Here is a 23110-nt window from a genome sequence, read left to right on the forward strand (position 1 = left end):
CCGATGATCGTGGGAATCGCATAACCCGCGAAATCCACCCCACGCTCCGGATCGAACTTGTCCACCGCCTTGATCAACCCGACCGTCGCGGTCTGAATCAGATCATCGGTCGGCTCACCCCGCCCCGAGTAACGGTGAGCGAGGTGACGAGCGAGAGGCAGCCACGCCTCGATCGCCCGGTCGCGAAGAGCCGCACGGGACGGGTGGCCTGCCGGCATCGCGGCCATCGCGCTGAGCAGCTCGGCCGCACTGTCGGCCGAAGCCTCGGCGCTGGCGACGGTGGCCGACGGCACCGCCGTCGTGGTCGCCGCCGTCGAAGTCTCAGTGACGGTCATGTCGTGGGTCCTCCCTGGCACCTTCCCGGAGAGCCGGCCCCTTGTGGGACCCGGTCGGTCGGGCGTCCATATCCGTGGGGCAGCAACCTGCGCCGCCCAGGCACACTTGGCCGTTCGGTTGCTGAGACTCTATCCGACAGGTCGAGAGATGACTAGCCGAAAGTATGAGTCTTTTATAGGTCGAAACTGGGACGAATCGGGTATCTCCCGGAGCCTCGTTGAGGAAAATCGCCGCCAGAACCGCCGGAAAGACCCGGTCGAGTGATCAGTTCCACCCTCGCCGGGCCGCCGATTCCGGCCCGCCGGCCGCCGAAGACGGCGAGGCAGTGACGCTCAAGAGCCGATCAAGGGCGGTGAGCTGCGTGAATGTGACCCAGCGCAGCGGCTCGGACACCCGCAAAGGTCTGACCCCCTTTCCGGTCAAGGTCTGTGCGGTGCGGCTCCCGGCTGGCGCTACCGTGTAGCGGATGCCACCTACAGCCTCCCTTCCCGGACTCCTGGACAGCGTTGCTCCGATCCTGGACCGTTGGGGCTATCTGGCAATCGGTGGCGTGATCGGCGTGGAGAGCTTCGGCGTTCCCGCCCCCGGCCAGACGATCATGATCGCGGCCTCGATCTATGCCGGCGCCGGGCGGATGAACATCTACATCGTCGCGCTCGTCTCGTTCATCACGGCGGTGGTCGGCGACAACATCGGCTACTGGATCGGCCTGCGCGGCGGGCGCAAGATCGTGCACCGCTGGGGGAAGTACATCTTCGTCACCCCGGAGCGGCTCGAGAAGGCCGAGAAGTTCTTCGCGCGGCGCGGCAACAGCATCATCGTGGTGGCCCGGTTCATCGACGGGTTGCGGCAGCTCAACGGCGTGATCGCCGGCATCACGAAGATGCCCTGGAAGACGTTCCTGATCTACAACGCGATCGGCGCGCTGCTCTGGGTGGGCTGGTGGTGCACGGTGGCGTACCTGCTCGGGGTACACCTCGTCGAGATCATGGGGAACGCGCACAAGTACAAGTGGATCGTGGTCGGCGTCATCGTGGTCGCTGTCGCGACCTACGTGACGCTCCATGTCCGGCACGTTCGCCGCCGGCGGGCACGCAACGCGGCCGCCGTCGAAGAACCCCAGACCTGAGACGTACGCAGGAAGCGGTCCCCCCGACGAAAGGCGCGTACAGGGTGCAGCGGTTCACGTTCGCGGGACGGACCTGTGTGATCACCGGGGCGGCGAGCGGCATCGGGGCGGCGCTCGCCCTGGACCTGGCGAAACGGCGGGCCGTGCTGGCCCTGGTCGACAAGGACGGCACCGGGCTCGACCGGGTCGCCACACTGGTCCGGGAGGTCGGGGCGGCGGCCGTTTCGACGTACCCTCTCGATCTGAGCGATGGCGGCGACCGCCGCGACCTGGCCGCTGAGATCGCGTCGCGCCATGGCGGGGTCGATCTTTTGATCAACAACGCCGGGGTGACGCTGACCGGGACGTTCGAGCAGAACAGCATCGAGGACTTCGACTGGCTGCTGGAGATCAATCTGCATGCCGTGGTGCGGCTGACCAAGGCGTTCCTGCCGCAGTTGCTGGCCCGGCCCGGCTCGCACGTGGTGAACGTGTCCAGCCTGTTCGGGCTGATCGCGCCGCCGGGGCAGGTGGCGTACGCGACCAGCAAGTACGCCGTGCGCGGCTTCTCCGAGGCGTTGCGGCACGAGCTGGAGCCGCGCGGGGTGGGCGTGACCGTGGTGCATCCGGGCGGGATCCGGACAAACATCGCCGCCAGCGCCCGGGTCAGCGGCCTGGACCCCGAGGGTGAGCAGGCGGCGCAGGCCCGCCGGTTCGCCGAGGCGGCCCTGACCATGCCGCCGGACGAGGCGGCCCGGCAGATCGTGGCCGCCATCCAGGCCCGCCGCCCGCGCCTGGTGATCACCGCGGCGGCGAAGGCGGGCGACTGGCTCTCCCGCCTGACCCCGACCCGCTACTGGGCCATCAGCGATTTCGTGGCCCGCCGCCGCAAACTGACCTGACCCGCCCGGGGCTAACCGCACCCCCACGCATTGCGCCCGCCGGCGAGCAGAGGGCCGAAAGACTAGGCGAAGCCGTGGTTCATTTCGGCCCTCTGCTCGCCGGCGGCAAAGGGCGCAATGCCCGCGAGCCGGAGGCGACGCCATGCAACACAGCGAAGCGGGGGCGGACGGCGCCGCCGATGGTGGTGAAGTCGCCGCCGGCGTCGACGGTGCCGGCGGCGCGGTTCGCGGTGAGCACCCGGACGCCGATCACGCCGTTGGCCTGCGGCGCCCAGGCGGTGAGCCGCCCCGCGCCGGTCATCGCGGCGAGTTTCACCCGCGGCATCGAGCCGTCCAGGCAGGAGCCCTGCGGGCCGTTGCGCGGGGTGAGGCAGGCGCGGTCGAAGTGCCCGCCGACGTAGGTGATCCCGTTCAGCGTGGTGATCGCGACCGCGTCGCCGTCGAAGACCCGCTGCCAGCGCATCGAGCCGTCCAGGATGTTGTAGGCGACCGCTCGCCCGCCCTGGCCGCCGGTGGCGACGTAGACCGCGGAGCCGTCCACCGCGATCGCGTTGACCTCGGCGGTGACCTTCGGCCGGAAGTACCCGTCGAGGACGCCGGTGCGGGCGCTCACCGCGGCCAGGCGCAGGGTGCTGCTGACCCCGTTCACCTTGTGGAAGGCGCCGCCGAGGAACAGGTGGGCGCCGGTGGCCGCGAGGGTGTGCACCCGGTCGTCGGCCTGCGCCCGCCAGGTACTGTCCAGCCGCCCGGTGGCCAGCGAGAACGCGGCCAGGTTGCGGCGTTTGCTGCCGTCCACCGCGGTGAAGCTGCCACCCAGGTAGAGCCGGCCGTTGCCGGCCGCCAGGGCGTACGGCGTCCCGTCGATCGCGTGGTTGAACGACCCGACCGCGCCGGTGACCGGGTCGAGCCGCGCGATCGAGTCCCGTTTCTGCCCGGCGACGGAGTGGAAGTACCCGGCCGCGTAGACGCTGTCCGCGGTCACGGTCAACGCCCGGACCGTGCTGTCCGCGCCCGGCGCCCAGCCGAGCAGTGCCCCGGTACGCGCGTCGAAGGCGGCCATCCGCAGCCGTTCGTGGCTGCGCCCGCCCCAGGTCGCCTTCGTGAACGAGCCGCCGACGTAGACGGTGCTGCCGCGGTAGGCGATCGCGTAGACGGTGCCGTTGAAGGTGGGCGCGGCACGGGCGGTGACGTCGACGGCCTGCGCCGGAGCCGCGACGAGCATCAAGGGCAGGACGGACACCAGGAGAAGGCGGAGGAAGCGCACATGGGCTTAACCATCCCGGCTGGGGGAAAGTCGCGCCGTTCCGGCCGGATCGAGATCTTCCGCACGTAACGGTTCGCCGGCTTCGAGCGGGGCCGGCTCGGGCTTGCGCAGGCCCAGCATGGTGAGCCAGTCGAGCAGTTGCCGGTGCACCGCGTCGGGGCCGTCCAGTTCGCCGGTGGCCGGCCAGGCGGCGGGGTGGACCAGCACCGCGTCGGTCTGCCAGCCGCCCAGCCCGCCGTGCGAGCCGACCAGCTCCTCGAAGGCGGCGACCTCCTGCGTCGCCGGGTCCACCGAGCTGATCACGACCAGGTCGCCGACGTGCACGGAACCCTGGTGGCGCAGCAGGTCGTGGCGGGCCCGAGGCCCGTACGGCAGCAGCGGGTCGGCACCGGTCACCGCCCCGTCGCGCAGCCGGTGGAAGCCGTCCGCCCCGTACGCCACCGGCCCGTCGTCCTCCTGGACCACGACGATGCCGACGCCCGGATGCGCGGCCAGCCCGGTGATCAGCCGGGGGTAGGCGTGCTCGATCGCGTCCCTGGTGAGCCGGTGCGGGAAGCGGGTCAGATAGATCATCGACAGGTTGCCGGAGGAGACCACGAGCAGCGGCGCGTCCGGCGGCGGCGCGAGGTCCGGCACCTCGGTCTCCGGGGTGCGGACCCCGGCCGCGGAGTCCGGCCCGGCGAGCCGGTCGACCACCTCGTCGAGGGTCTCGCCGTAACGCTGGCGGAAGGTGGCGCCCTGGCTCTGCCCGTGGTCGGAGAGAACCACCAGGTGGTAGCGGCGGGCTGCCTCGGGGGCGAGCCGTTCCAGGACGCCGAGCATCCGGTCCAGGCTTTCCAGCTGGCGCATCGACTCCGGGCGGGCCGGACCGGCGTGGTGGGCCACCTCGTCGTAGTCGACCAGGTCGCAGTAGATCGCCGGGACGCCGCGGGCCATCTGCTCGGCGACCAGGGAGATGTTGACGTCGCGCAGCAGCATCGACGCGGGGCGCAGGGCCAGGAACGCGCCGGAGCGGCTGACCCGCGGCTGCAGGTTGCGGCGGCGCTGCAGGCGGGCCTGGTGCAGCTCGGTGAAGACCTCGGCGACGCCGAGGACGAGGGCGCGGGTGAATCCGTACGGCGAGGCCATGAACGCCGCCCAGCCCCGGGCGGACCGGCCGGGCAGGGCGGCGTGGCTGACCGTGAGCAGGTTGGTCACCGCGTCGCCACTGAACGCGTTGCTGATGCTGACGCCGCCGTCGCGGAGCAGGCCGGCCCCGTCGCTGAGCCGCTGCTCGATGATCGCGGCGTCGCGGGGGCGGTTGGAGACCATCAGCTTGCCGGTCTCCTTCTCGTACCAGCGGAAGCCGGGGATCTGCCGGGTGGCGCCGTGCAGGATGCCGGCCTGCGAGGCCGGCGTGGTGGACGGCAGCCCGGTGTGCCAGGGACGGACCACGTGGGTGCCGGTGCGCAGCCAGTGCCCGAGGGTGGGCAGGTTGCCGGCCCGGATCGCCCACCGCAGCACCGGCTCGGCCACCCCGTCCAGCTGCACCATGAGCAGGCCGGGTTCGGTGCCGGGGCGGGGCCGGCGGAAGGTCAGCAGCGGACCGCCGGCGCGGCGGGCGGCCCGGCGGCGGACGCCGCGCATCAGCCGGCGCGCCTCCCGGACGAACGTGTCGTCGCTGCCGCTGTCGGCCATCCAGTCCAGCAGGGCGGCGACCACCACGGCCAGGATCGCGGCGGCCACCAGCGTGGGCAGGCCGCTGATCTGCTCGGCCGGGTCGAGTTCCAGCGCGACCACCATGACCACGACCTGCGCGACCACGCCGAAGAGCATCGCGCCCCAGCCGCCGAGCGCGGTGATCCCGGCCAGCAGCAGCGGGCGCAGCACCGCGCCGACCACCGCGACCAGCACCACCAGGCCGAGCACGCCGACGATGTCGGTGCTGGCCACACCCGGCATCAGCCAGAGGGTGAGGGTGAGCACCACGAACGTGGTGAGGGCGCTGCGCAGCACCGCACGCATCCGGTTGAGGACCCGGCGCCAGGCGAACAGGGCACGCACCTCGGTGCGCCAGTCCAGGGCGTACGGGTCGGGGTCGCGCGGGCTTACGGCCACGAATCGAGGTTGGCACAGTGGTGCACCGGGGGCCACGTTCAAGGTCACACTCGTACGGGGGAACCCCCACCCACCTGCTCCGTTCACCGGTTACCTTCGTGCCGGTGCGTGTCCGGTCGGCGTTCCTGTCTCTCGTGCTCCTGTCGTCACTCGCCTCGTGCGGTTCGGAACCGGAACCGGGACCCGATCCCGCGCCGCCGCCGGTGGTCGCGGGCTACTTCACCGAGTGGGGCGTCTACGGCCGCGGCTACCAGGTGAAGAACTTGCAGACCAGCGGTGCCGCCGGCCGGCTCACCCATCTGAAGTACGCGTTCGGCGAGGTCGCCGGGGGCCGGTGCGCGGTCGGCGACGATTGGGCGGCCCACCGCAAACCGATCGCGGCCGCCGACAGCGTGGACGGGGTGGCGGATCAGCCGGCCGCCACGCTGCGCGGCAGTTTCGGCCAGTTGCGCAAGCTGAAGGCCGCCCATCCGCGGTTGCGGCTGATCTGGTCGTTCGGCGGCTGGACCGGTTCGGCGGGGTTCGCCGAGGCGGCCCGGGATCCGGCCGGGTTCGCCGAGTCGTGCCGGGCGCTGCTGGCCGACTCTCGCTGGGCCGGGCTGTTCGACGGCATCGACATCGACTGGGAATATCCGAACGCGTGCGGGCTGGCCTGCGACCGGAGCGGTCCGGACGCGCTGACCCGGCTGCTGGGCGCGCTGCGCAGCGCGCTCGGGCCGCAGGCGCTGATCAGTACGGCGGTGCCGGGCGACGTGACCAAGTTGCGGGCCGCCGACTATGCGGGCGCGAGCCGGTATGCGAACTGGCTGGGCGCGATGACCTACGACTACTTCGGTGCGGGGAAGGGGCTGCGGACCGCCCCGCACTCGGCGCTGAGTGCGTACCCGGGTATCCCGCGGGAGACGGCGACCACCGAGGCGACCGTCGGTGAGCTGCTGCGGCTCGGGGTTCCGGCGGAGAAGGTGCTGGTCGGGGTGGGGTTCTACGGCCGCGGCTGGACCGGGGTGTCCGGGGCCGCGCCGGGCGCGACGGCCACCGGGCCGGCCCCGGGACGGTTCGGCAAGGGGATCGAGGACTATCACGTGCTGGCGGCCCGGTGCCCGCCGACCGGGACGGTGGGCGGGCAGGCGTACGCCCGGTGCGGTGGGCAGTGGTGGTCCTACGACACGCCGGAGACGATCGCGGCGAAGGTGGCGTACGCGCGGAGCCGGTCGCTGGGTGGTCTCTTCGCGTGGGAGCTGGCCGGGGACACCCCGGACGCCGCCCTGCTGACCGCCCTCGCCGCCGGCTGACCCCACCAAGACACGGACCTAGCCGATGCGGACCCAGACGTTGTCGAGGACCCCGTTGAACTGGTCGTTGTCGCGGTAGGCGCCCTTCGCCCCGATGCTGAGCGGCTGGCTGTTGCTGACCGACAGCCCCGCCGGCACCCCGGTCCGCCCGCGCATCACCCCGTCGACATAGATCTCCAGCACGGTGCCGGTGCGCTGGCAGCGCACCCGGTGCCACCGCCCGTCCGCGGTGCTGACCGCGCTGCGGGCGATCCGGATCGTCGGCCGCCGCACGTCCACCAGCACGCAGCTGGGCCGGCCGGCGAACCCGTCGATCTGGAGCTTGTACTGGCTGCTGGTCCGCGAGTAGCCCTTCTGCAGCACGTTCTGCCCGGCGCTGGTCTGTCCGGGCGGGAGCAGCAGGTCCGCGCCGAAGGCGATGTTGCGGGTGCCCGGGTTGAGGTCGGCGGAGTTGCCGCTCTGCAGCACCACGTGCGGGCAGACCCGCTGGGTGCACTTGCCCGGGAACGCGAGCGCGGTGCCCGGCCCGTGCGCGACCGGGCGGACCCGCCCGCCCTGGATGGAGAGGACACGCAGCGTGTGCCCGTTCCCGGACTCGTCGATGATGGAGCTCGACCGCCCGTTGAAGCCGTACCGGGCGATGAAGGCCGGGGTCGGGGTGGCTTGCGGACCCGGCGCGGGACCGTTCGCCTGCGCCGGTGCGGGGGCGGCAACGGTCACGATCGCCAGGAGCACAGCGGACAAACATGATCGCATGCCGGAATTATTACGTGTGCGGTATTCCGTCCGGCCCGGAACGGGCGCACCGAAAGGCTGACCGCCATAACCCGGACAGCACGGGATAAACCTTTCTACCCGAAAGGATTACCGGCCGAAGAGCTTCCAGCCCCGCTTCTTCTTCTCCACCACCGGTGCGGCCTCGCCGTTCAGCACGTCCAGCCGGTGCTTGGCCACCGGGTTGGCCGGCTCCAGGCGCAGCGAGGTCTGCAGCGCCTGCCGGGCCTGGTCGACGTGGCCGAGCGCGGCCAGCGCCATCCCGTGCGTGAAGTAGTAGTGCGCCTCGTTCGGGTCCAGCCCGATCGCGGTGCGCGCGGCCTGCTCGGCGTCGGCCAACTGCCGGTCCGCGGCGAGCAGCGCCCACGCCACCCGGTCGTGCCAGAGCGGGTTCTTCGGCTCCACGATGACCGCCCGATAGGCCATGCTCATCGCCTCGTCGTGCCGGCCCAGCAGGGTCAGCGCACGGCTCGCGATCGCCGGCGGGCGCGGGTCGTCGGGCGCCAGGTCGACCGCCCGGGTCGCCGCCTCCAGGGCCGGCTCGATCTGGTCCAGCGCCAGCCGGATCCGGGCCATCAGGATCCAGCCCGGGGCCGACCCGGGGTTGGCGGCCAGCACCGGCGCCAGCATCTCGGCGGCCTTGTCCGGCTGCAGGTGCTCGAAGAGGGCGGCGGCCCGGGCGATGCTCAGATCGGTGGGGTCGGCGAACGCACGCGCGGCGGCGGCGCCGGCCGGGGCGGAGGTGGCCAGGTCGGGGATGGAGGTCACGCGCACATCTTCGGCAGGTTCCGCCGGTAACTGAGCCGAACGCGGTGGTCGTACCTCTATCGGTGGGCACGCCGGCGGCGGAAGACGATGATCAGGCAGACCGCGGCGCCGGTCAGGGCGGCCCCGACCGCCGCCGGGCGCCAGGGCGCCTCGGCCGCCGCGTCGGTGGCGGTCAGACCGGTCGCCACCGCGATGCACACCCCGGCCATCAGCCAGAGTGCGTACGTCGAAAGCCCCCGCCCGGTGTCGCCCGGCTCCTCGGCAGGCGCGGTGAGCAGGCGCACCGCGAAGCCGGCCGCGGTGGCCGTGCCGAGCAGGGCGGAGAGCCAGCCGGCCGGGGCCACCACGGCGACGAGCAGCAGACCGACCGCGACGACCGCCGCGACGGCCGCCACCCGCTGCCGCCCGTGGGTGAGCAGGTCCCGCAGGTAGCGGCGCAGGGCCGGGTCGAGCCGGGCCAGGAAGAAACCGGCGTAGGCGGCCGGGGCGAGCGCCGCCAGCGCGGCCAGGACCCGGGCGGCGCCCGCCGAGCCGTCGGCCAGGCGCCAGCCGACGTACGCGAGCAGCACCAGAATGATCGAGGTGTAGACCAGGAACTGGCGCAGCGCCACGTCCAGCAGGAAGCGGCTGGCCTCCTGGCGCGGGTCCGCCCGCAGCGCGCCGACCAGCCCGGACGCGCCGCGGGCCAGCCGGCTGAGCGCGAACGGGTGGTGGTGCACCACGTCGAGGGCGGCCAGCTCGTGCTGGGCGACGGCATTGTCCGGCTCCAGGCTCAGCGCGTCCCGCAGCGCCTGCCGGGCCCGGTCGTGCAGGTTGAGCTGCTTCATCACCATGGCGTAGGTGATCCGGAAGTCGGCCTCCTCGGGGCCGAGCCGCACCGCCGCCCGGGCCGCGTGCTCCGCCTCGACCGGGTGCCGGCCCTCCTCCAGCAGCGCCCAGGCCAGCCGGTTGTGCCGGTACGGGTTCTCCGGCTGGCGCAGCACCGCCTCCCGCGCCGTGGCGATCGCCTCGTCGTGGTGCTCCAGCGCGGTGAGGGCCCGGCTCAGCGCGGAGAGCGCGTCCGCCCAGTCGGGGGCGTGCCGCACCGCCCGCCGCGCGGTCTCCTCGGCCAGCTCGGGCCGCTTGAGCGCCAGCTGGGCGTGGGTCATCAGGACCAGCGCGGTGACGTCGTCCGGCTCGGCCGCGAGCACCGGCCCGAGGAGCTCCGCGGCGGCACCAGCCTCGCCCCGGAGCAGCTGGACCCGGGCCATCTCCACGGACCGGTCTTGCGGCACAGCGACTCCCCTACCGGACCTCGATCACGCCTTCGGTGATCAGCCAGATGCCGAAGATAGCGAAGAGCGCGGCGGCGCCGTACTTGATGACCTTCTCCGGCAGGTGCCGGCCGAGGTAGCGGCCGACCAGGATGGCGAGCGCGTCGGCGGCGACCATGCCGATGGTCGAGCCGATCCAGACACCGAACCAGCCGTGCTGGGTGGCCAGGGTGATGGTGGCGAGCATCGTCTTGTCGCCGAGCTCGGCCAGGAAGAAGGCGCCGCCGACGGCGAGGATGGCCGAGCCGGTGGAGCGTTCGGCCTTGCCCTTCTCCTCGTCGGTGAGGCTGTCTCCGCGCAGCGTCCAGGCGCCGAAGCCGAGGAAGGCGATACCGGCGATCAGTGAGATCCAGCCGGTCGGGATGGTGGCGCCGAGTCCGTAGCCGATGCCGACCGAGACCAGGTGGACCACCGCGGTCGCCACGGTGATGCCGATCAGCACCGGCACGGTCTTGAAGCGGGTGGCGAACGTCATAGCCATGAGCTGCGACTTGTCGCCCAGCTCCGCCACGAAGATGACGGCGAAACTGATGGCCAGAGCGGCCAGGAAACCTTCCACGGACTTCTCCCGATAGACACGACCGGGAGGGGGCGCAGGGCGACCTCGACCCGGCCGTAACGAATACAGCCTGGTCGAAGGTCTCGCTCGCCTCGAGAAAGGCCGCGCGGCCGGACCCCGGAGACCGGGATCAGTATGTCGACCGCGACATTGGGAGCTACTCCCCTTCGCGAGTCCGAGCATAGCTCACCGCGAAGGGGAGTACTTCCCAGGTCAGCGACCGACGATCAGCCGCTGGAGGCGGAGGCGGTCGTTCGGCGCACCGGCTCGCTTGCCGGCCGGCGCCGGGACGGCGGTGGCCGGCTTGGGCTGCGCGATCGGGGCGCACTCCTTGTCGGAACGGTTGGCCTTGACCCGCTTCGGCAGCTTGCCCGCGGACAGGTAGTCGGCGATCGAGTCGTCCACGCAGGCGTTGCCGAACAGTGAGCCGGCGTGGGTGGTGCCGCCCACTCCCTCGATCAGCGCGGCGCGCGGGAAGCGGCGGCGCACCTCGAGGCTGCCGGAGAACGGGGTGGCCGCGTCCAGGGTCTCGCTGATCAGCAGGACCGGGGGCACCTTGGCGCCGTTCACCTTGACCGGCTTGCCGGCCTGCCCGGCCCAGTGCCGGCAGGGCGCGTTGTACCAGGCGTTGCCCCAGGTCTCGAAGGGCGCCCGGTGGTGCACCCGCCAGTTGTCCCGGACCCACGTGCGCCAGCTGCTCGGCCACGGCGCGTCGGTGCACTGCACGCCGAGGTAGATCGCGTAGCCGTTGTCCGACCCGGCGGTCTGCGGGTGCTGCTCGTCGAAGAGCTTCTTGAGCGGCTGCGCGTCCTTCTTGCTGACCCAGGCGGCGAACGCCCGCGCGGTCGCCTCCCAGCCGAAGATGTAGTAGCCGGGCTGCAGGAAGATGTCGGTCCACTCGGCCGGGCCGATGATCCCGCCGGCCGGCTTGGCGGCCAGCTCGGTCAGCTGCTGGTAGTAGAGCTTCTCCACGGCCCGGGCGGTCTTGCCCAGGTGGTAGACCGAGTCGTGCTTGGCGAGCCAGGCGAAGTAGACCTTGATGCTGCGGTCGAAGGCGAGGTCCTGGTCGAGGTTCGACTGGTACCAGACGCGGCCGGGGTCCACCACGCCGTCCAGGACCATCCGGTGCACCCGCTGCGGGTGGTGGGTGGCGAAGACCTGGGCGAGGTAGGTGCCGTACGAGAAGCCGTAGAAGCTGATCTTCTCGACGCCGAGGGCCCGCCGGATCGCGTCGATGTCGCGCACCGTGTCCTCGGTCCGCAGGTTGTTCAGCAGTTCACCGCCGGCCTTGGCGCAGGCGGCCGCGTACGCCCGGGTCCGGACGTGCCAGGCGTTCTCGATCGCGGCGGTGCTCGGCACGTACGCCGGCCGGCGGTAGCCCTGGTAGTCGCTGTCGCAGGTCAGCTTCGGCTTGCTGGTGCCGACACCGCGCGGGTCGAAGCCGATCCAGTCGTACGCCGCCCCGGCGCCCTTGGGCACGTGCGAGCCGAGGGTGGCCATGCCGAGGCCGGGTCCGCCCGGGCCGCCCGGGTTGACCAGGATGACGCCCTGATACTTCGCGGCGGGCACGGTGTGCTTGACCCGGGAGACGGCCAGCTGGATCTTGGTGCCGCCCGGCTTGCCGTAGTCCATCGGCACGCTGACGAAGCCGCACTCCGCGCCCTGTGCCTTCAGCGTCGCATCCGTGCAGGGGCTCCACGCGATCGCTGCCGGCTGAGGTTTCGGCGCGGCGCTGCGTGTCTCGGCCTGTGCCGCCGTGACCGCGGCACCGACCGCGCAGAGTGCGACCGCGGTGGCCGCCCAGAATCGTCTCATATCTGCCCCTTGTGTCTGATTGCCCCTTTATGGTGCGGGGCGAATCGGACACTGGCACCCGTCCACGCCGGGCCGCTCCCCAGATGAGGTGGTTTTCCGGTCGCGGCCGCCTCCACCCGGACGCGCGTGCCCGGAATGCCCACGCGCGGGCGAATCGCCTGTCACCATGCGAACCATGGACGAGTTCTGGCTCCACCCGCGGCTGGGGACGGCAACTCGGGACGGCCGGGCGCCGCGGCACTACCTGGTGGCGCTCCAGCACGCGGTGCAGACCCTGGACGCCGACCCGCGCTGGCAGCAGTGGTGGCACTGCTCCGGCTTCGCGGCGTGCGAGCTGGGCATCGTCACCGAAGGGCTGCTCGACCACCTGCGCCCCAGTGCCGACATCCGGCTCGTCGACGACCAGCTGCGCGCCAACTTCACCTGCGAGCTGCCGCCGCCCGGCAGCGACCAGCACGAACTGGCGCGGCGGGCGACCTCCGAGGTGCGCACCATGTTCGAGGTGATCCGGGTGGCCGCGGCGCTGCCCGACCTGCCGCCGACCCCGGAGCCCTCCACACCGCCGGAGGACACCGGCGAGATACCGGTGACCGCGAAGGGGCTCCCGTCCATCCCGCGCGAGCTGGAGCAGCAGGGTTACCTGACGCTCACTCAGGTTCAGGACTTCTTCGGCTGATCTCGACCCGCTCCGGCCGGTGCGCGCCGGGCGTGCGCTGCCGCGGGATCCGCGGTGGTTCCGGCGCGTCCAGCGGGTGGGGCGTGACCACCACCGCCACACCGCCGAGGCCGATGCCGGCGTAACCGACCGGATTGCCGGCGCGCAGCACCGCCGCGTGCGCCAGACCGAGCACCAGGCACCCGGCCAGGCCGCCCGGAACCGCCCAGATCAGCACGTGCCCGTCCGGCATGCCGACCAGGCCGGGCAGGTTCAGCAGAGCCAGGTAGCCGAGGCTCGCCAAGGACACAGTGGACAGAACGGGCGCAAAAAAACGGGTCCAGGCGCCCTCCTGCCCGGGCACGCGGTTCAGGTGCAGCAGCGCGGCCAGCGACACGACCACCAGCAGGACCAGCAGGCACAGCGCGCCACTGACGATCAGCCAGCGACCGGCACCGGCGCCCGGGTCGGCGCCGGCCGCCCAGGCGCCGGCCAGGGCCGCCCCCGCGATCAGCGACTGGGTCAGGGAGGCGGCGCGCGGCGCTCCGGTGCGGCGACCGGTGTGTCCCAGTACGCCGGGCAGCACCCGCTCCCGGCCCATCGCGTAGAGGTAGCGGGCGATCGCGTGGTGCAGCGCGAGCAGACCGGCCAGCACCCCGGCGACCAGCATCGCCCGGGTCAGCGTCACCGCCCACGGGGCCAGCCGCTCGGCGGCCAGGTCGAAGAGCAGCTCGTCGCCGCGGGCGCCGGCCGTGGTGACCCGGCCCGGCCCGGCCGCGACGATCATCGACCAGGAGAGGCCGCCGAGCAGCAGCACGAGCAGCAGCACGGCGCCGTACGCCCCGGCCCCGGTGGAGCGGCGGGGCCGCAGGGCCTCCTCGGCGTAGGTCCCGGCGCTCTCGAACCCGGCGAAGGCCAGCACGGCGGCGGCCAGCATCAGGCCCAGCATCGGCCGGTGCACGGCGGCCGGGTCGGCGATCGCGATCGACGCCGCGGTCACCCGGTCGCCGAAGGGTTCCACCACGTTCGCGGCGGCGAGCCCGGCCAGCACCGCCGCCTCCGCGCCGGCCAGCAGCGCGAGCACCCCGGCCGCGATCTCCACCCGCATGGTGCCGCAGAGTGCGACAACCGCCCAGCACGCCGCGGCGACGGCCCACCAGGGCGCGGCGAGGCCGAACCAGCTTCGCAGCAGCGGCGCCGCGGCCACGCCGGCGAGCACGTATAGACCGAACTGGATCGCTTGGTAGCCGGCCACCGCGAGCCAGGCGGCGGCCAGCCCGGCCGGGCGACCGAGGCCACGGGCGACGTACGCGTACGCCGCACCGGCGCTCGGAGCCCGCCGGGCCATCGCCGCGAACCCGGTGCAGAAGATCAACAGGACCAGCGCCACGGCGGCAAAGGCCAGCGGCAGGAGCGGTCCCGCGCCGCCGGCCAGGGCAGACGGCAGGAGCGTGACGGCGGTGACGATCGGAGCGGCGGCGGCCAGGCCCAGGACGGCGACAAAAGCCGCGCCGATGCGGCCGGGGGCGAGGGCGTTACCCACGGACTCCATTCAGGCGCACCGCACCTCCGGCTGACAACCTTCCGTGCTGAGCCACTGACCGATCGTGACCAGATTGGCACGCCGTCGCGAGATTTTCCTCAACTGCCCGCCCCGCCCGCCGACTGCAACCACGTGCTCGCCACCCAGCAACTGACGGAGTTCCTCGCCGTCGTCGCCGACCGGCCCGACGAGGCCGCCGCGCAGCACGCCGCCGTCGAGTGCGCAGTCCGCGCGCTCGATGCCGACCTCGCGGTTCTGCTGGTCGACGGTGGCGTGGCCGCGGCCGTCGGGCTACCCGTCGACCAGATCCCGGCGTACCCGCTCACCGAGATCGCCGCCGGCCGGCGCAGCGCGTTCGAGGCCGGCGGGAACTCGTACGCGATCGCCGTCGCCCCGCTCGGCAGCCCGTCCGCCGGGCTGCTCGCGCTGGGCCGGCGCGACCGCGACTTCACCGTCGAGGAGATCTGCCTGCTGCGCGGCATGGCCCGGGTGCTCGAGCTGAGCCTGCAGGCGCTGCAACTGGTCGAGGCGGAGCGGCGGCAGGCCGAGGAGAACACCCGGCTGATCGACTCGCTGCAGCGACGCCAGCGCCTCTTCGACGAGCTGAGCACCGTGCAGCGGGCGATCGCCCGGCGCGAGCCGCTGCCGGACATCCTCGACATGATCACCGCGGGCGCCGCGGACCTGCTGAACGTCGAGATGGCCGGGCTGACCGTGCTGGACGCCGACGACCCCACCCGGACCAGCCTGCTCGCCTCCCGGGGCGTGCCGGCCGAGCACGTGCCGAAGATGCAGCGGGTCCCGGTCGCCGCGCTCGGCGCCGCCGGCCTGGCGATCATGGGTGACGAGCTGGTCGCCGTCGACGACTACGCCGGCTCACCGATCGCGGTTCCGGAGATCGTGCGGGCCCGCCTCAAGTGCGTCATGGCCGTGCCGGTGCACGAGAACGGCGTGGTGATCGGGGCGATGTTCGTCGGCTCGTACACCGAGCCGCGGGAGTGGGACAAGCCGGCTCAGGAGATGCTGCTGGCCTTCGCCGAGCACGTCAGCCTCGCCATCACCGACGCCCGGACGCTGCACGAGATGAACCAGGCGTTCCACGACACGCTGACCGGGCTGGCCAGCCGCTCGCTGTTCGTGACCCGCATGGAGACCGCGCTCGCCACCTCCCGCAGCGGTGGGACGGCGGCGCTGCTCATCGACCTCGACCGGTTCAAGGTGATCAACGACGCGCTCGGGCACGTCGCGGGCGACCGGCTGCTGGTCGCGGTCGCCGACCGGCTGCGGGAGTGCCTGCGCACCGACGACACCGCGGCCCGCCTCGGCGGCGACGAGTTCGCGGTGCTGCTGCCCGACATCGCCGGGGTGGAGGCCGCCGTACCGGTGGCCCGGCGCATCGTCACCGCCCTGCGCGAGCCGTTCGACCTCGACGGCCGGGAGACCTTCGTGACCTGCAGCATCGGCATCGCGTACGGCGAGGCCGGCGCGGCGGACGCCCAGGAGCTGCTGGTCCGCGCCGACCTGGCGATGTTCGAGGCGAAGAAGCAGGGCAAGGACCAGCACGCGGTCTTCCAACCGGCGATGCGCGAGTCCTTCCAGCGCCACCTGGAGATGGAGGCCGACCTGCGCCGCGCGGTGCTGCGGCACGAGTTCCAGCTGCGGTTCCAGCCGATCGTCCGGCTGCGCACCGGCGAGATCTCCGGCCTGGAGGCGCTGGTCCGCTGGCAGCACCCGGAACGCGGGATGATCCCGCCGCTCGACTTCATCCCGCTCGCCGAGGAGACCGGGATGATCGTGCCGATCGGTGAGTGGGTGCTGCGGGAGGCGTGCCGGCAGGCGGCCGCGTGGAACACCCGGCGGGGCGGCGAGTCGCCGCTCACGGTCAGCGTGAACCTCTCCGCGGTCCAGCTCGACCGGGCCGACCTGCCGGACGTGGTCCGCTCCGCGCTCGCCGAGAGCGGGCTGCCGCCGCACTGCCTGGTGATCGAGCTGACCGAGTCGCTGATCGTCGACCACCGCCCGGAGACGCTGCGCCGGCTGGAGGCGATCAAGGCGCTCGGGGTACGCCTGGCGATCGACGACTTCGGCACCGGCTACTCGTCGCTGGCGTACCTGCGCCGCTTCCCGGTGGACATCATCAAGATCGACAAATCGTTCGTGGACGACGTCGGCGACGTGCCGGCCGCGGCGGCGCTGACCCTCGGCATCATCCAGCTCGGCCAGGCGCTGCAGCTGTCCACGATCGCCGAGGGCATCGAGGACGCCGGGCAGCTCAGCGAGCTGGCGGACGGCAACTGCGAGCTCGGCCAGGGCTACTACTTCGCCGAGCCGCTGACCACCGACGCCATGCAGGCTCTGCTGTTCCCGGAGAAGTAGCCCGTCGACAACTGTAATTACCCTCGGCTTCACGTACCGGGCCGAGGGTGATCAGATGGACGTTCTGTTGACCGTCGTGGTGCCGGTCTACGCGGTCGAGAGCTATCTCCACCGCTGCCTGGACTCGCTGCGCGCCGGACTGACCGCGCAGGAGAACGCGCAGGTCGAGGTGATCGCCGTCGACGACGCGTCGCCGGACGACTGCGGCGCGATGCTCGACGAGTACGCGGCTCGCCACGACGGCCTGCGTGTGCTCCACCTGCCCGGCAACGTCGGGCTCGGGCTGGCCCGCAACGCCGGCCTGGCCGAGGCGCGCGGCCGTTACGTGTGGTTCGTCGACAGCGATGACTGGCTGCCGGAGGGCTCGGTCCGGGCGGTGCTGGAGCGGCTCCGCGAGGCCCAGCCGCGGGTGCTGGTCGTCGACCACCTGCGGGTCTACGACGACGGCAGCACCAAGCTCGACAAGTCCTCGCCGCTGCTGGCCGGCCCGGCCACCCTGGACCGGATGCTCGGCGTGCAGCACACCGCCTGGAACCGGATCATCCGGCGGGAGCTGCTGACCGAACATGATCTGAAGTTCCCGCCCGGCTGGTACGAGGACGTCGCGTTCAGCAACCCCGTCCTGATCGCCGCCGGGCAGGTCGAGGCGCTCGACCGGGTCTGCTACCACTACCGGATCGGCCGGGCCGGGGCGATCACCGCGACCCCCAGCGAGCGGCACTTCGAGGTCTTCGACCAGTACGAACGCCTGCACGAGTGGCTGGACGACGCCGGTGCGGGGCCCGAGGTGCGTACCCGGATCTTCTCCCTCATGATCAGCCACCTGCTCGTGGTGGCCGGCAACGAGGACCGGGTGCACCGCAGCCGCCGGCGCGAGTTCTTCCGGCGGATGGCCGAGCTGTTCCAGCGCTACCGGCCGGAGGGCTACCTGCCGCCGAGCGGGCTGGCCGGCATGCGGCACCGCCTGGTCGCGCTGAACAGCTACCCGGCGTACGCCACGCTGCGAGCCGGATTCCGGCTGGCCGCGGCGCCGCACCGGGCCCGCGCCGCCGCCGTGCGCTGATCTTCGGCGCCGGGCCGGGTGCACCGGACGGCTGACGCATGTCATCCCGGTCGGCAATCGCGCGAACGCACTCGCGAGCGCAGAATGCAAGTGACCGTTTCGGCACGGGGCCGACCGCCACGGTTCAAGATCCTCGCCTACAGTGGACGGTCAGTGCGCTTCGTCAGTGAGCGCCCCGGGACCGGCCGGGGAGGACGCCGCCACGTCCCCCCGGCCGCCGGGCCCATGGTCGGCTAACGTCCCTGGTGATGGATCTCGACGTGGACCGGCGCGGCCTGGCCGCCGTCGCCGCGGGCGGCGTGCTCGGCGCCCTCGCCCGGTACGGCATCTCCGCCGCCTGGCCCGGCACACCCTGGGCCACCTGGGCGGTCAACATCTCCGGCTGTTTCCTGATCGGCGTGCTCTACACGCTCGTCGACCGCCGGCTGCCGCGCCTGTTCCTCGGCACCGGCGTGCTCGGCGGGTACACCACCTTCTCCACCGCCACCGTGCAGGTCGCCGAGGCCGGCCTCGGCTATCTGGCCGCCACCCTGTTCGGCGCCCTGCTGGCGGCCTGGGCGGGCAGCGCCCTGATCTCGGCGGTCCGCCGGTGACCGCCCTGCTGGTCGCCCTCGGCGCGGCCGTCGGAGCGCCCCTGCGCTACCTGACCGACCGGTTCTTCCAGGCCCGTCACGGCCCGGCCTTCCCGTGGGGCACCCTCGCGGTCAACGTGACCGGCTCGCTGCTGCTCGGGTTCGTCCTCGGCCTGCGCGTCAGCCCCGGCCTGACCGCGCTGCTCGGCACCGGGTTCTGCGGGGCGCTGACCACCTATTCGACGTTCAGCTGGGAGACGCTGAGCCTGGCCCGGCGCGGGCAGACCGCCGCCGCCCTCGGATATCCGCTGCTCAGCATCACCGCCGGACTGGGCGCCGCCTATCTCGGCGGCGCCCTGGCTCAGCTGGTCAGCCCACCGGCGTGAGCTCCGGCTCGGGCCGGGCCGGCGTCACCGGCGCCGGCGGCTCGTGCGCGATCTCCGGCAGCCAGCGCAGCCCGCGCGGCAGCCACCAGTTCGCCCGGCCGAGCAGCGTCATCACCGCCGGCAACAGCACCGCCCGGATGATCGTGGCGTCCAGCAGCACCGCGGCGGCCAGGCCCACGCCCAGCTCCTTGGTGGCGGTCAGCGGCAGCGTGGCGAAGAGCGCGAAGACCGCGACCATGACGACCGCCGCGCTGGTGATCACGCCGGCCGTGCTGCCGATGCCCTCCCGGACCGCGTCCCGGATCGGCAGGCCCCGGTCGTGCAGCTCGCGGATCCGGGAGACCACGAAGACGTGGTAGTCCATCGACAACCCGAACAGGATGACGAACAGGAACAGCGGCATCCAGTTGGTGATGCCCCCGCCGGAGACGAAGTTCAGCTGCTCCTCGAAGTGCCCGTCCTGGAAGACGAAGACCAGCATGCCGTACGCGGCGGCGACGGAGAGCAGGTTCAGCACCACACCGGTGATCGCCACGACCACCGAGCGGAAGGACACCAGCAGCAGGATGAACGCCAGCCCCAGCACGAAGGCGAAGACCCAGGGCAGGCTCTCCTCCAGCCGTTCGTTGTAGTCGACGCTGCTGGCGGTCGCGCCGGTGACGTGCGCTTTCGTACCGGAAAGGCGGCCGAACGTGTCCGGCACGACCTCGCCGCGCAGCGTGTCGAGCGCCGCGATAGCGGCGGCGTCCGTCTCCTTGCCGGCCAGACCCACCGAGACCACCGCGACGTCACCGCGCGGGTTGACCTCCACGTCGATCGGCTCGACGAGCTTGCCGTCACTGGCCGCGACCGCGGACCGGAAACCGGTCAGCGCCTGGTCGAACTCCTGGCCCCGCACGTCGCCCTGCACCACGACCCGGGCCGGCGTGGTCTTGCTGGGGAAAGCCTCGCCGATCGCCACCATGGCGAGCACCACCGGCGCGTCGGCCGAGACGTCCTGGATGCCCTGGCCCTTGGTCTTCAGATCCAGGGCGGGCGCGGCCAGCGCACCGAGGGCGGCGACCGCCACCACCGCGGAGACCAGCGGCTTGGCGAGCACCACACGCAGCAGCGCGTTCCAGACCCGGCCGTCGCTGTTGCGACGGTAGAGCCCCGGGATCTTGACCGCGTCGACCCGGTCGCCGAGCGCCGAGAGCAGGGCGGGCAGCACGGTCAGCGAGCCGAGCACCGCGGTGGCGACCACCAGGATGGTGCCGGTGGCGAAGCTGACGAACGTGACGTCCCGGGTGAAGAACATGCCGGCCATCGCGACGATCACGGTCAGCCCGGAGATCCAGATCGACCGGCCCGAGGTCTGCGCCGCGATCATCAAGGCCCGGTGCGGATCGGCCCCCTTGCGCCGCTCGTCCCGTTCCCGCCGGATGTAGAACAGGCAGTAGTCGACCCCGACCGCCAGGCCGATCAGCAGCATCACGTGGGTGGTCTCGTCGACCGCGGGCGCCAGCCGGCTGGCCGCGGCCATCAAACCGATCGCGGCGATCACCGACATGATCGCCAGCGCGACCGGCAGCAGCGCGGCCACCACGGCGCCGAAGGCGACCAGCAGGATGCCGAGCGTCACCGGGATGGAGAGCAGCGACAGCCGGGTGAGCCCCTCCTCCAGCTCGTCGCCGATCAGTTTGTCAGCGCTCGCGTCGCCGGCCTCGGCGATGTACAGATCGGCATGGGCGGCCTGCACCTTGGCGACCGCGTCCAGCGCGGGACCGACCCGCTCGCCCGCCGTCTCCGGGTCACCGCCGATGCTGAAGGTGATCAGAGTGGACCGGCCGTCCGGCGACTCGATCGGCGCCTGCACGTCGGCGACGTCGGCGGTCGACTTGAGCGCGCGGGTGACCTCCTCCGCAGCGGTCACCCGGTCGCTGCCGGCCCGGTTCTGGATCAGCACCATCTCGCCGGCCGGCTGCTCCGGGAAGCCGGCCTCCTCGACGATCCGGTCCGCCCGGCCCGAGTCACCGTGCCCGGCCAGCGCGTAGTTCGCCTGCTCGGTGCTGACCTGCATGCTCAGCAGGATCGTGGCCGCGACGAAGGCCACCCAGCCGAGAATCGCGAGCGCGCGATGCCGTGCGCTCCAGATCGCGACGCGCGCCGCGATGCCCTTCACGTTCCCCCTGTTGTCCATGGGGAGAACGCTATGGAGTCCGAAGTGGCCGAACGATCCAGCGAGCACCCAAGTCCGGGGTAGTGCTAGCCCTACGTCTGCAGGTAGGCCAGCACTGCCAGCACGCGCCGGTGCTGCTCCTCGTCCTGGTGCAGGCCCAGCTTGGTGAAGATGTTGCGAACGTGCTTCTCCACCGCGCCCTCGGTGACGACCATCTTGCGGGCGACCGCGGTGTTCGACATGCCCTCGGCCATCAGGCCCAGCACCTCGCGCTCGCGCGGCGTCAGGCTGCGCAGCGGGTCGTCACGGCGGCGGCGCACCAGCAGTTGGCCGACCACCTCGGGGTCGAGCACGGTGCCGCCCTCGGCGACGCGCTGCAGGCCGTCGAGAAAGTCGGCGACCAGCGAGACCCGGTCCTTGAGCAGATAGCCGACCGCCCCGCGGCGGTCGGCCAGGAGATCGTCGGCGTAGGAGACCTCGACATACTGCGAGAGGACCAGGATCGGGGTGCCCGGCACCTTCTCCCGGGCCTCGACGGCGGCTCGCAGCCCCTCGTCGGTGTGCGACGGCGGCATCCGCACGTCCACGATGGACACGTCCGGGCGGTGCTCGACGACGGCGGAAACGAGGGACGGCCCGTCGCCGACGGCCGCCACCACCGTGTGGCCGTTCTCCTCGACGAGCCGAACCAAACCCTCGCGCAACAGAACCGCGTCGTCCGCAATCACCACCCGCATGCCGCCATGCTGTCAGATCGGCAGGGCCGCCGTGAGCCGCGTCCCCTCGCCCTCGGGGCTCTCCACGGCGAGGACGCCGCCGGCCGCCCGGACCCGGTCGTCGAGGCCGGCCAGGCCGTGCCCCTTGGCCAGGCTGGCGCCGCCCACCCCGTCGTCGGCGACGGTCACCAGCAGGCCGGTGGCGATCCGCTGCACGCTGACCTGCACCTCGTTGGCGTGGCTGTGCTTGGCGACGTTGGTCAGCGCCTCGGCGACCACGAAGTACGCGGTCGACTCGACGGACGGGTCCAGCCGCTCGATCGGCGGGGCGTCCAGGTCCACCGGGACCGTGCACCGGCCGGCCAGCGCGGTCAGGGCCGCCCGCAGTCCCCGGTCGACCAGGATCGGCGGGGCGATGCCGCGGGACAGCGCCCGCAGTTCGTCGAGGGTTTCGCGGGTCTGCGAGAGCGCCTCGGCGACGGTGGCGCGGGCCGCGTCCGGGTCGGTGGTGAACTGCTGCTCGGCCCGGCCGAGGTCCATGGCGAGCCGGACCAGCCGCTGCTGCGGGCCGTCGTGGATGTCGCGCTCGAGTTTGCGCAGCGCGACCGCCTCGGCCGAGACGGCGGCCGCTTTCTGCTGCTGGGCGACGTCGCGGGCGGCGTGCGCCTCGGTGACCTGCTGGCGCAGCTCGTCGACGCCGCTGAGCAGGCCGCGGGCGAAGGCTGCTTCGAGCAGTGCCGAGCCGCGGACGACCGGGTAGAGGGTGGCGCCGAAGATCAGGCCGATCAGCACGTTCAGCACGATCCGGTTCCCGGCGCTGTCCTGGAAGCCGATCAGTTCGACCAGCTCGTAGTTGTCCGGTGGGTGGGGCAGCGCCCAGTCGTAGAGCGGGTAGGCGAGGCCGGCCAGGGTCACCGCCCACCAGGTGATGACGAAGCAGAAGGCGACGGTGCTGGGGATGAAGCGGAACATCCCGTGCAGCATGTCGAGCCAGTACTGCACGTCGGCCAGCGGGATGAGGGTGCGGCGGAGCAGGCCCTGGTCGCGGCCGGTGCGGTAGGCCGGGTGGTGCACCTGGCGGCGCAGCACCGGGCCGATGCGGGCCCGCTCCAGGGTGGCGAAGCCGCGGGACATGCCCAGCGTGGCCACCAGGACGGGCAGACCGACCCAGATGATCGCGGTGCCGACGCCGACCCCGAAACCGGCCATGCACAGCACGATCGTGATCAGGCCGATCGGGAAGCCGAGAAGCACGTACTGCGTGTCGATGGCCAGCTGGCGCAGGTAGCGCCCGGCCACGCTCGAGTTTCCAGCCGTATCGGCGTAGGTCGTCGTCATGCCGTTGACGTTAGGCAACCGGGGCCTCCCCCTCCGATCCCGCGGGCCGCCCGATCGACAGTAGGGTTAACCCGA

The 23110-nt window shown here is 72.4% G+C and carries 20 protein-coding genes; 8 read left to right on the forward strand and 12 right to left on the reverse strand.

Translation table 11 applies throughout. From position 1 onward, the window contains the following. Positions 1–227, reverse strand: a 227-nt coding sequence (locus AB0F81_RS23685) for a sigma-70 family RNA polymerase sigma factor (protein WP_360200705.1), incomplete at its 3' end; no start/stop codon positions are given. 575 nt (positions 228–802) lie between these two features. Here AB0F81_RS23685 and AB0F81_RS23690 point away from each other — a divergent pair. Further along, entirely contained in the window at positions 803–1465 is a 663-nt protein-coding gene (locus AB0F81_RS23690; protein WP_360200653.1) for a DedA family protein, read from the forward strand. Positions 1466–1509: 44 nt separating this feature from the next. After that, complete coding sequence (locus tag AB0F81_RS23695; protein WP_360200654.1) at positions 1510–2346, forward strand: SDR family NAD(P)-dependent oxidoreductase; 837 nt, start codon at positions 1510–1512, stop codon at positions 2344–2346. A gap of 79 nt (positions 2347–2425) precedes the next feature. Here AB0F81_RS23695 and AB0F81_RS23700 read toward each other — a convergent pair whose 3' ends face one another. Next, the gene (locus AB0F81_RS23700; RefSeq protein ID WP_360200655.1) at positions 2426–3586 is read right to left on the reverse strand and encodes a hypothetical protein; all 1161 of its coding nucleotides are present in this window, start codon (positions 3584–3586) and stop codon (positions 2426–2428) included. 30 nt (positions 3587–3616) lie between these two features. Next, positions 3617–5707, reverse strand: coding sequence for an alkaline phosphatase family protein (locus AB0F81_RS23705; protein ID WP_360200656.1), 2091 nt, complete (start codon positions 5705–5707; stop codon positions 3617–3619). 104 nt (positions 5708–5811) lie between these two features. On the opposite strand from AB0F81_RS23705, the gene AB0F81_RS23710 reads away from it, so the two are divergent. Continuing rightward, complete coding sequence (locus tag AB0F81_RS23710) at positions 5812–6999, forward strand: glycoside hydrolase family 18 protein (RefSeq protein WP_360200657.1); 1188 nt, start codon at positions 5812–5814, stop codon at positions 6997–6999. 18 nt (positions 7000–7017) lie between these two features. Here the strand turns inward: AB0F81_RS23710 and AB0F81_RS23715 are convergent, their stop codons facing one another. The 5 genes from AB0F81_RS23715 to AB0F81_RS23735 form a co-directional block, all read right to left on the reverse strand. Next, complete coding sequence (locus AB0F81_RS23715; protein ID WP_360200658.1) at positions 7018–7755, reverse strand: LamG-like jellyroll fold domain-containing protein; 738 nt, start codon at positions 7753–7755, stop codon at positions 7018–7020. Positions 7756–7863: 108 nt separating this feature from the next. Continuing rightward, positions 7864–8541: a tetratricopeptide repeat protein gene (locus AB0F81_RS23720; protein ID WP_360200659.1), complete on the reverse strand. Its 678-nt coding sequence runs from the start codon at positions 8539–8541 to the stop codon at positions 7864–7866. A gap of 56 nt (positions 8542–8597) precedes the next feature. Next, a complete protein-coding gene (locus AB0F81_RS23725) occupies positions 8598–9815 on the reverse strand; it encodes a tetratricopeptide repeat protein (RefSeq protein WP_360200660.1) in 1218 nt (405 codons plus the stop codon). Positions 9816–9825: 10 nt separating this feature from the next. Next, positions 9826–10413, reverse strand: a complete 588-nt coding sequence (locus AB0F81_RS23730) for a TMEM165/GDT1 family protein (protein WP_360200661.1) — start codon at positions 10411–10413, stop codon at positions 9826–9828. 213 nt (positions 10414–10626) lie between these two features. Next, a complete protein-coding gene (locus AB0F81_RS23735) occupies positions 10627–12228 on the reverse strand; it encodes an alpha/beta hydrolase (RefSeq protein WP_360200662.1) in 1602 nt (533 codons plus the stop codon). A gap of 175 nt (positions 12229–12403) precedes the next feature. On the opposite strand from AB0F81_RS23735, the gene AB0F81_RS23740 reads away from it, so the two are divergent. After that, positions 12404–12904, forward strand: a complete 501-nt coding sequence (locus AB0F81_RS23740; protein ID WP_360200663.1) for a hypothetical protein — start codon at positions 12404–12406, stop codon at positions 12902–12904. Here AB0F81_RS23740 and AB0F81_RS23745 read toward each other — a convergent pair. Beyond that, a complete protein-coding gene (locus tag AB0F81_RS23745; RefSeq protein ID WP_360200664.1) occupies positions 12876–14435 on the reverse strand; it encodes an APC family permease in 1560 nt (519 codons plus the stop codon). The two genes, AB0F81_RS23740 and AB0F81_RS23745, sit on opposite strands and share 29 nt — an antisense overlap. A gap of 123 nt (positions 14436–14558) precedes the next feature. Between AB0F81_RS23745 and AB0F81_RS23750 the strand changes: the two genes are divergently transcribed. From AB0F81_RS23750 to crcB, 4 genes are all read left to right on the forward strand, one after another. Continuing rightward, complete coding sequence (locus AB0F81_RS23750; protein ID WP_360200665.1) at positions 14559–16802, forward strand: EAL domain-containing protein; 2244 nt, start codon at positions 14559–14561, stop codon at positions 16800–16802. Between the two features lie 55 nt (positions 16803–16857). Then, positions 16858–17865, forward strand: coding sequence for a glycosyltransferase (locus AB0F81_RS23755; RefSeq protein WP_360200666.1), 1008 nt, complete (start codon positions 16858–16860; stop codon positions 17863–17865). A 248-nt stretch (positions 17866–18113) separates the two neighbouring features. Continuing rightward, complete coding sequence (locus AB0F81_RS23760) at positions 18114–18458, forward strand: CrcB family protein (RefSeq protein WP_360200667.1); 345 nt, start codon at positions 18114–18116, stop codon at positions 18456–18458. Beyond that, entirely contained in the window at positions 18455–18823 is a 369-nt protein-coding gene (crcB, locus tag AB0F81_RS23765; RefSeq protein WP_360200668.1) for a fluoride efflux transporter CrcB, read from the forward strand. Before AB0F81_RS23760 ends, crcB begins: the two co-directional genes overlap by 4 nt. On the opposite strand, the gene AB0F81_RS23770 is transcribed toward crcB, so the two are convergent. The 3 genes from AB0F81_RS23770 to AB0F81_RS23780 form a co-directional block, all read right to left on the reverse strand. Beyond that, on the reverse strand, positions 18807–21002 hold the full coding sequence (locus tag AB0F81_RS23770; RefSeq protein ID WP_360200669.1) for an MMPL family transporter: 2196 nt from the start codon (positions 21000–21002) through the stop codon (positions 18807–18809). The two genes, crcB and AB0F81_RS23770, sit on opposite strands and share 17 nt — an antisense overlap. A 71-nt stretch (positions 21003–21073) precedes the next feature. Beyond that, positions 21074–21718 (reverse strand): response regulator transcription factor, encoded by a 645-nt coding sequence (locus tag AB0F81_RS23775; RefSeq protein ID WP_360200670.1) that lies wholly within the window; start codon positions 21716–21718, stop codon positions 21074–21076. 12 nt (positions 21719–21730) lie between these two features. Continuing rightward, entirely contained in the window at positions 21731–23035 is a 1305-nt protein-coding gene (locus AB0F81_RS23780; protein ID WP_360200671.1) for a sensor histidine kinase, read from the reverse strand. Positions 23036–23110 lie beyond the last annotated feature (75 nt).

It is taken from the genome of Actinoplanes sp. NPDC024001 (assembly GCF_040638955.1).
In the GTDB taxonomy this organism is placed as follows: domain Bacteria; phylum Actinomycetota; class Actinomycetes; order Mycobacteriales; family Micromonosporaceae; genus Actinoplanes.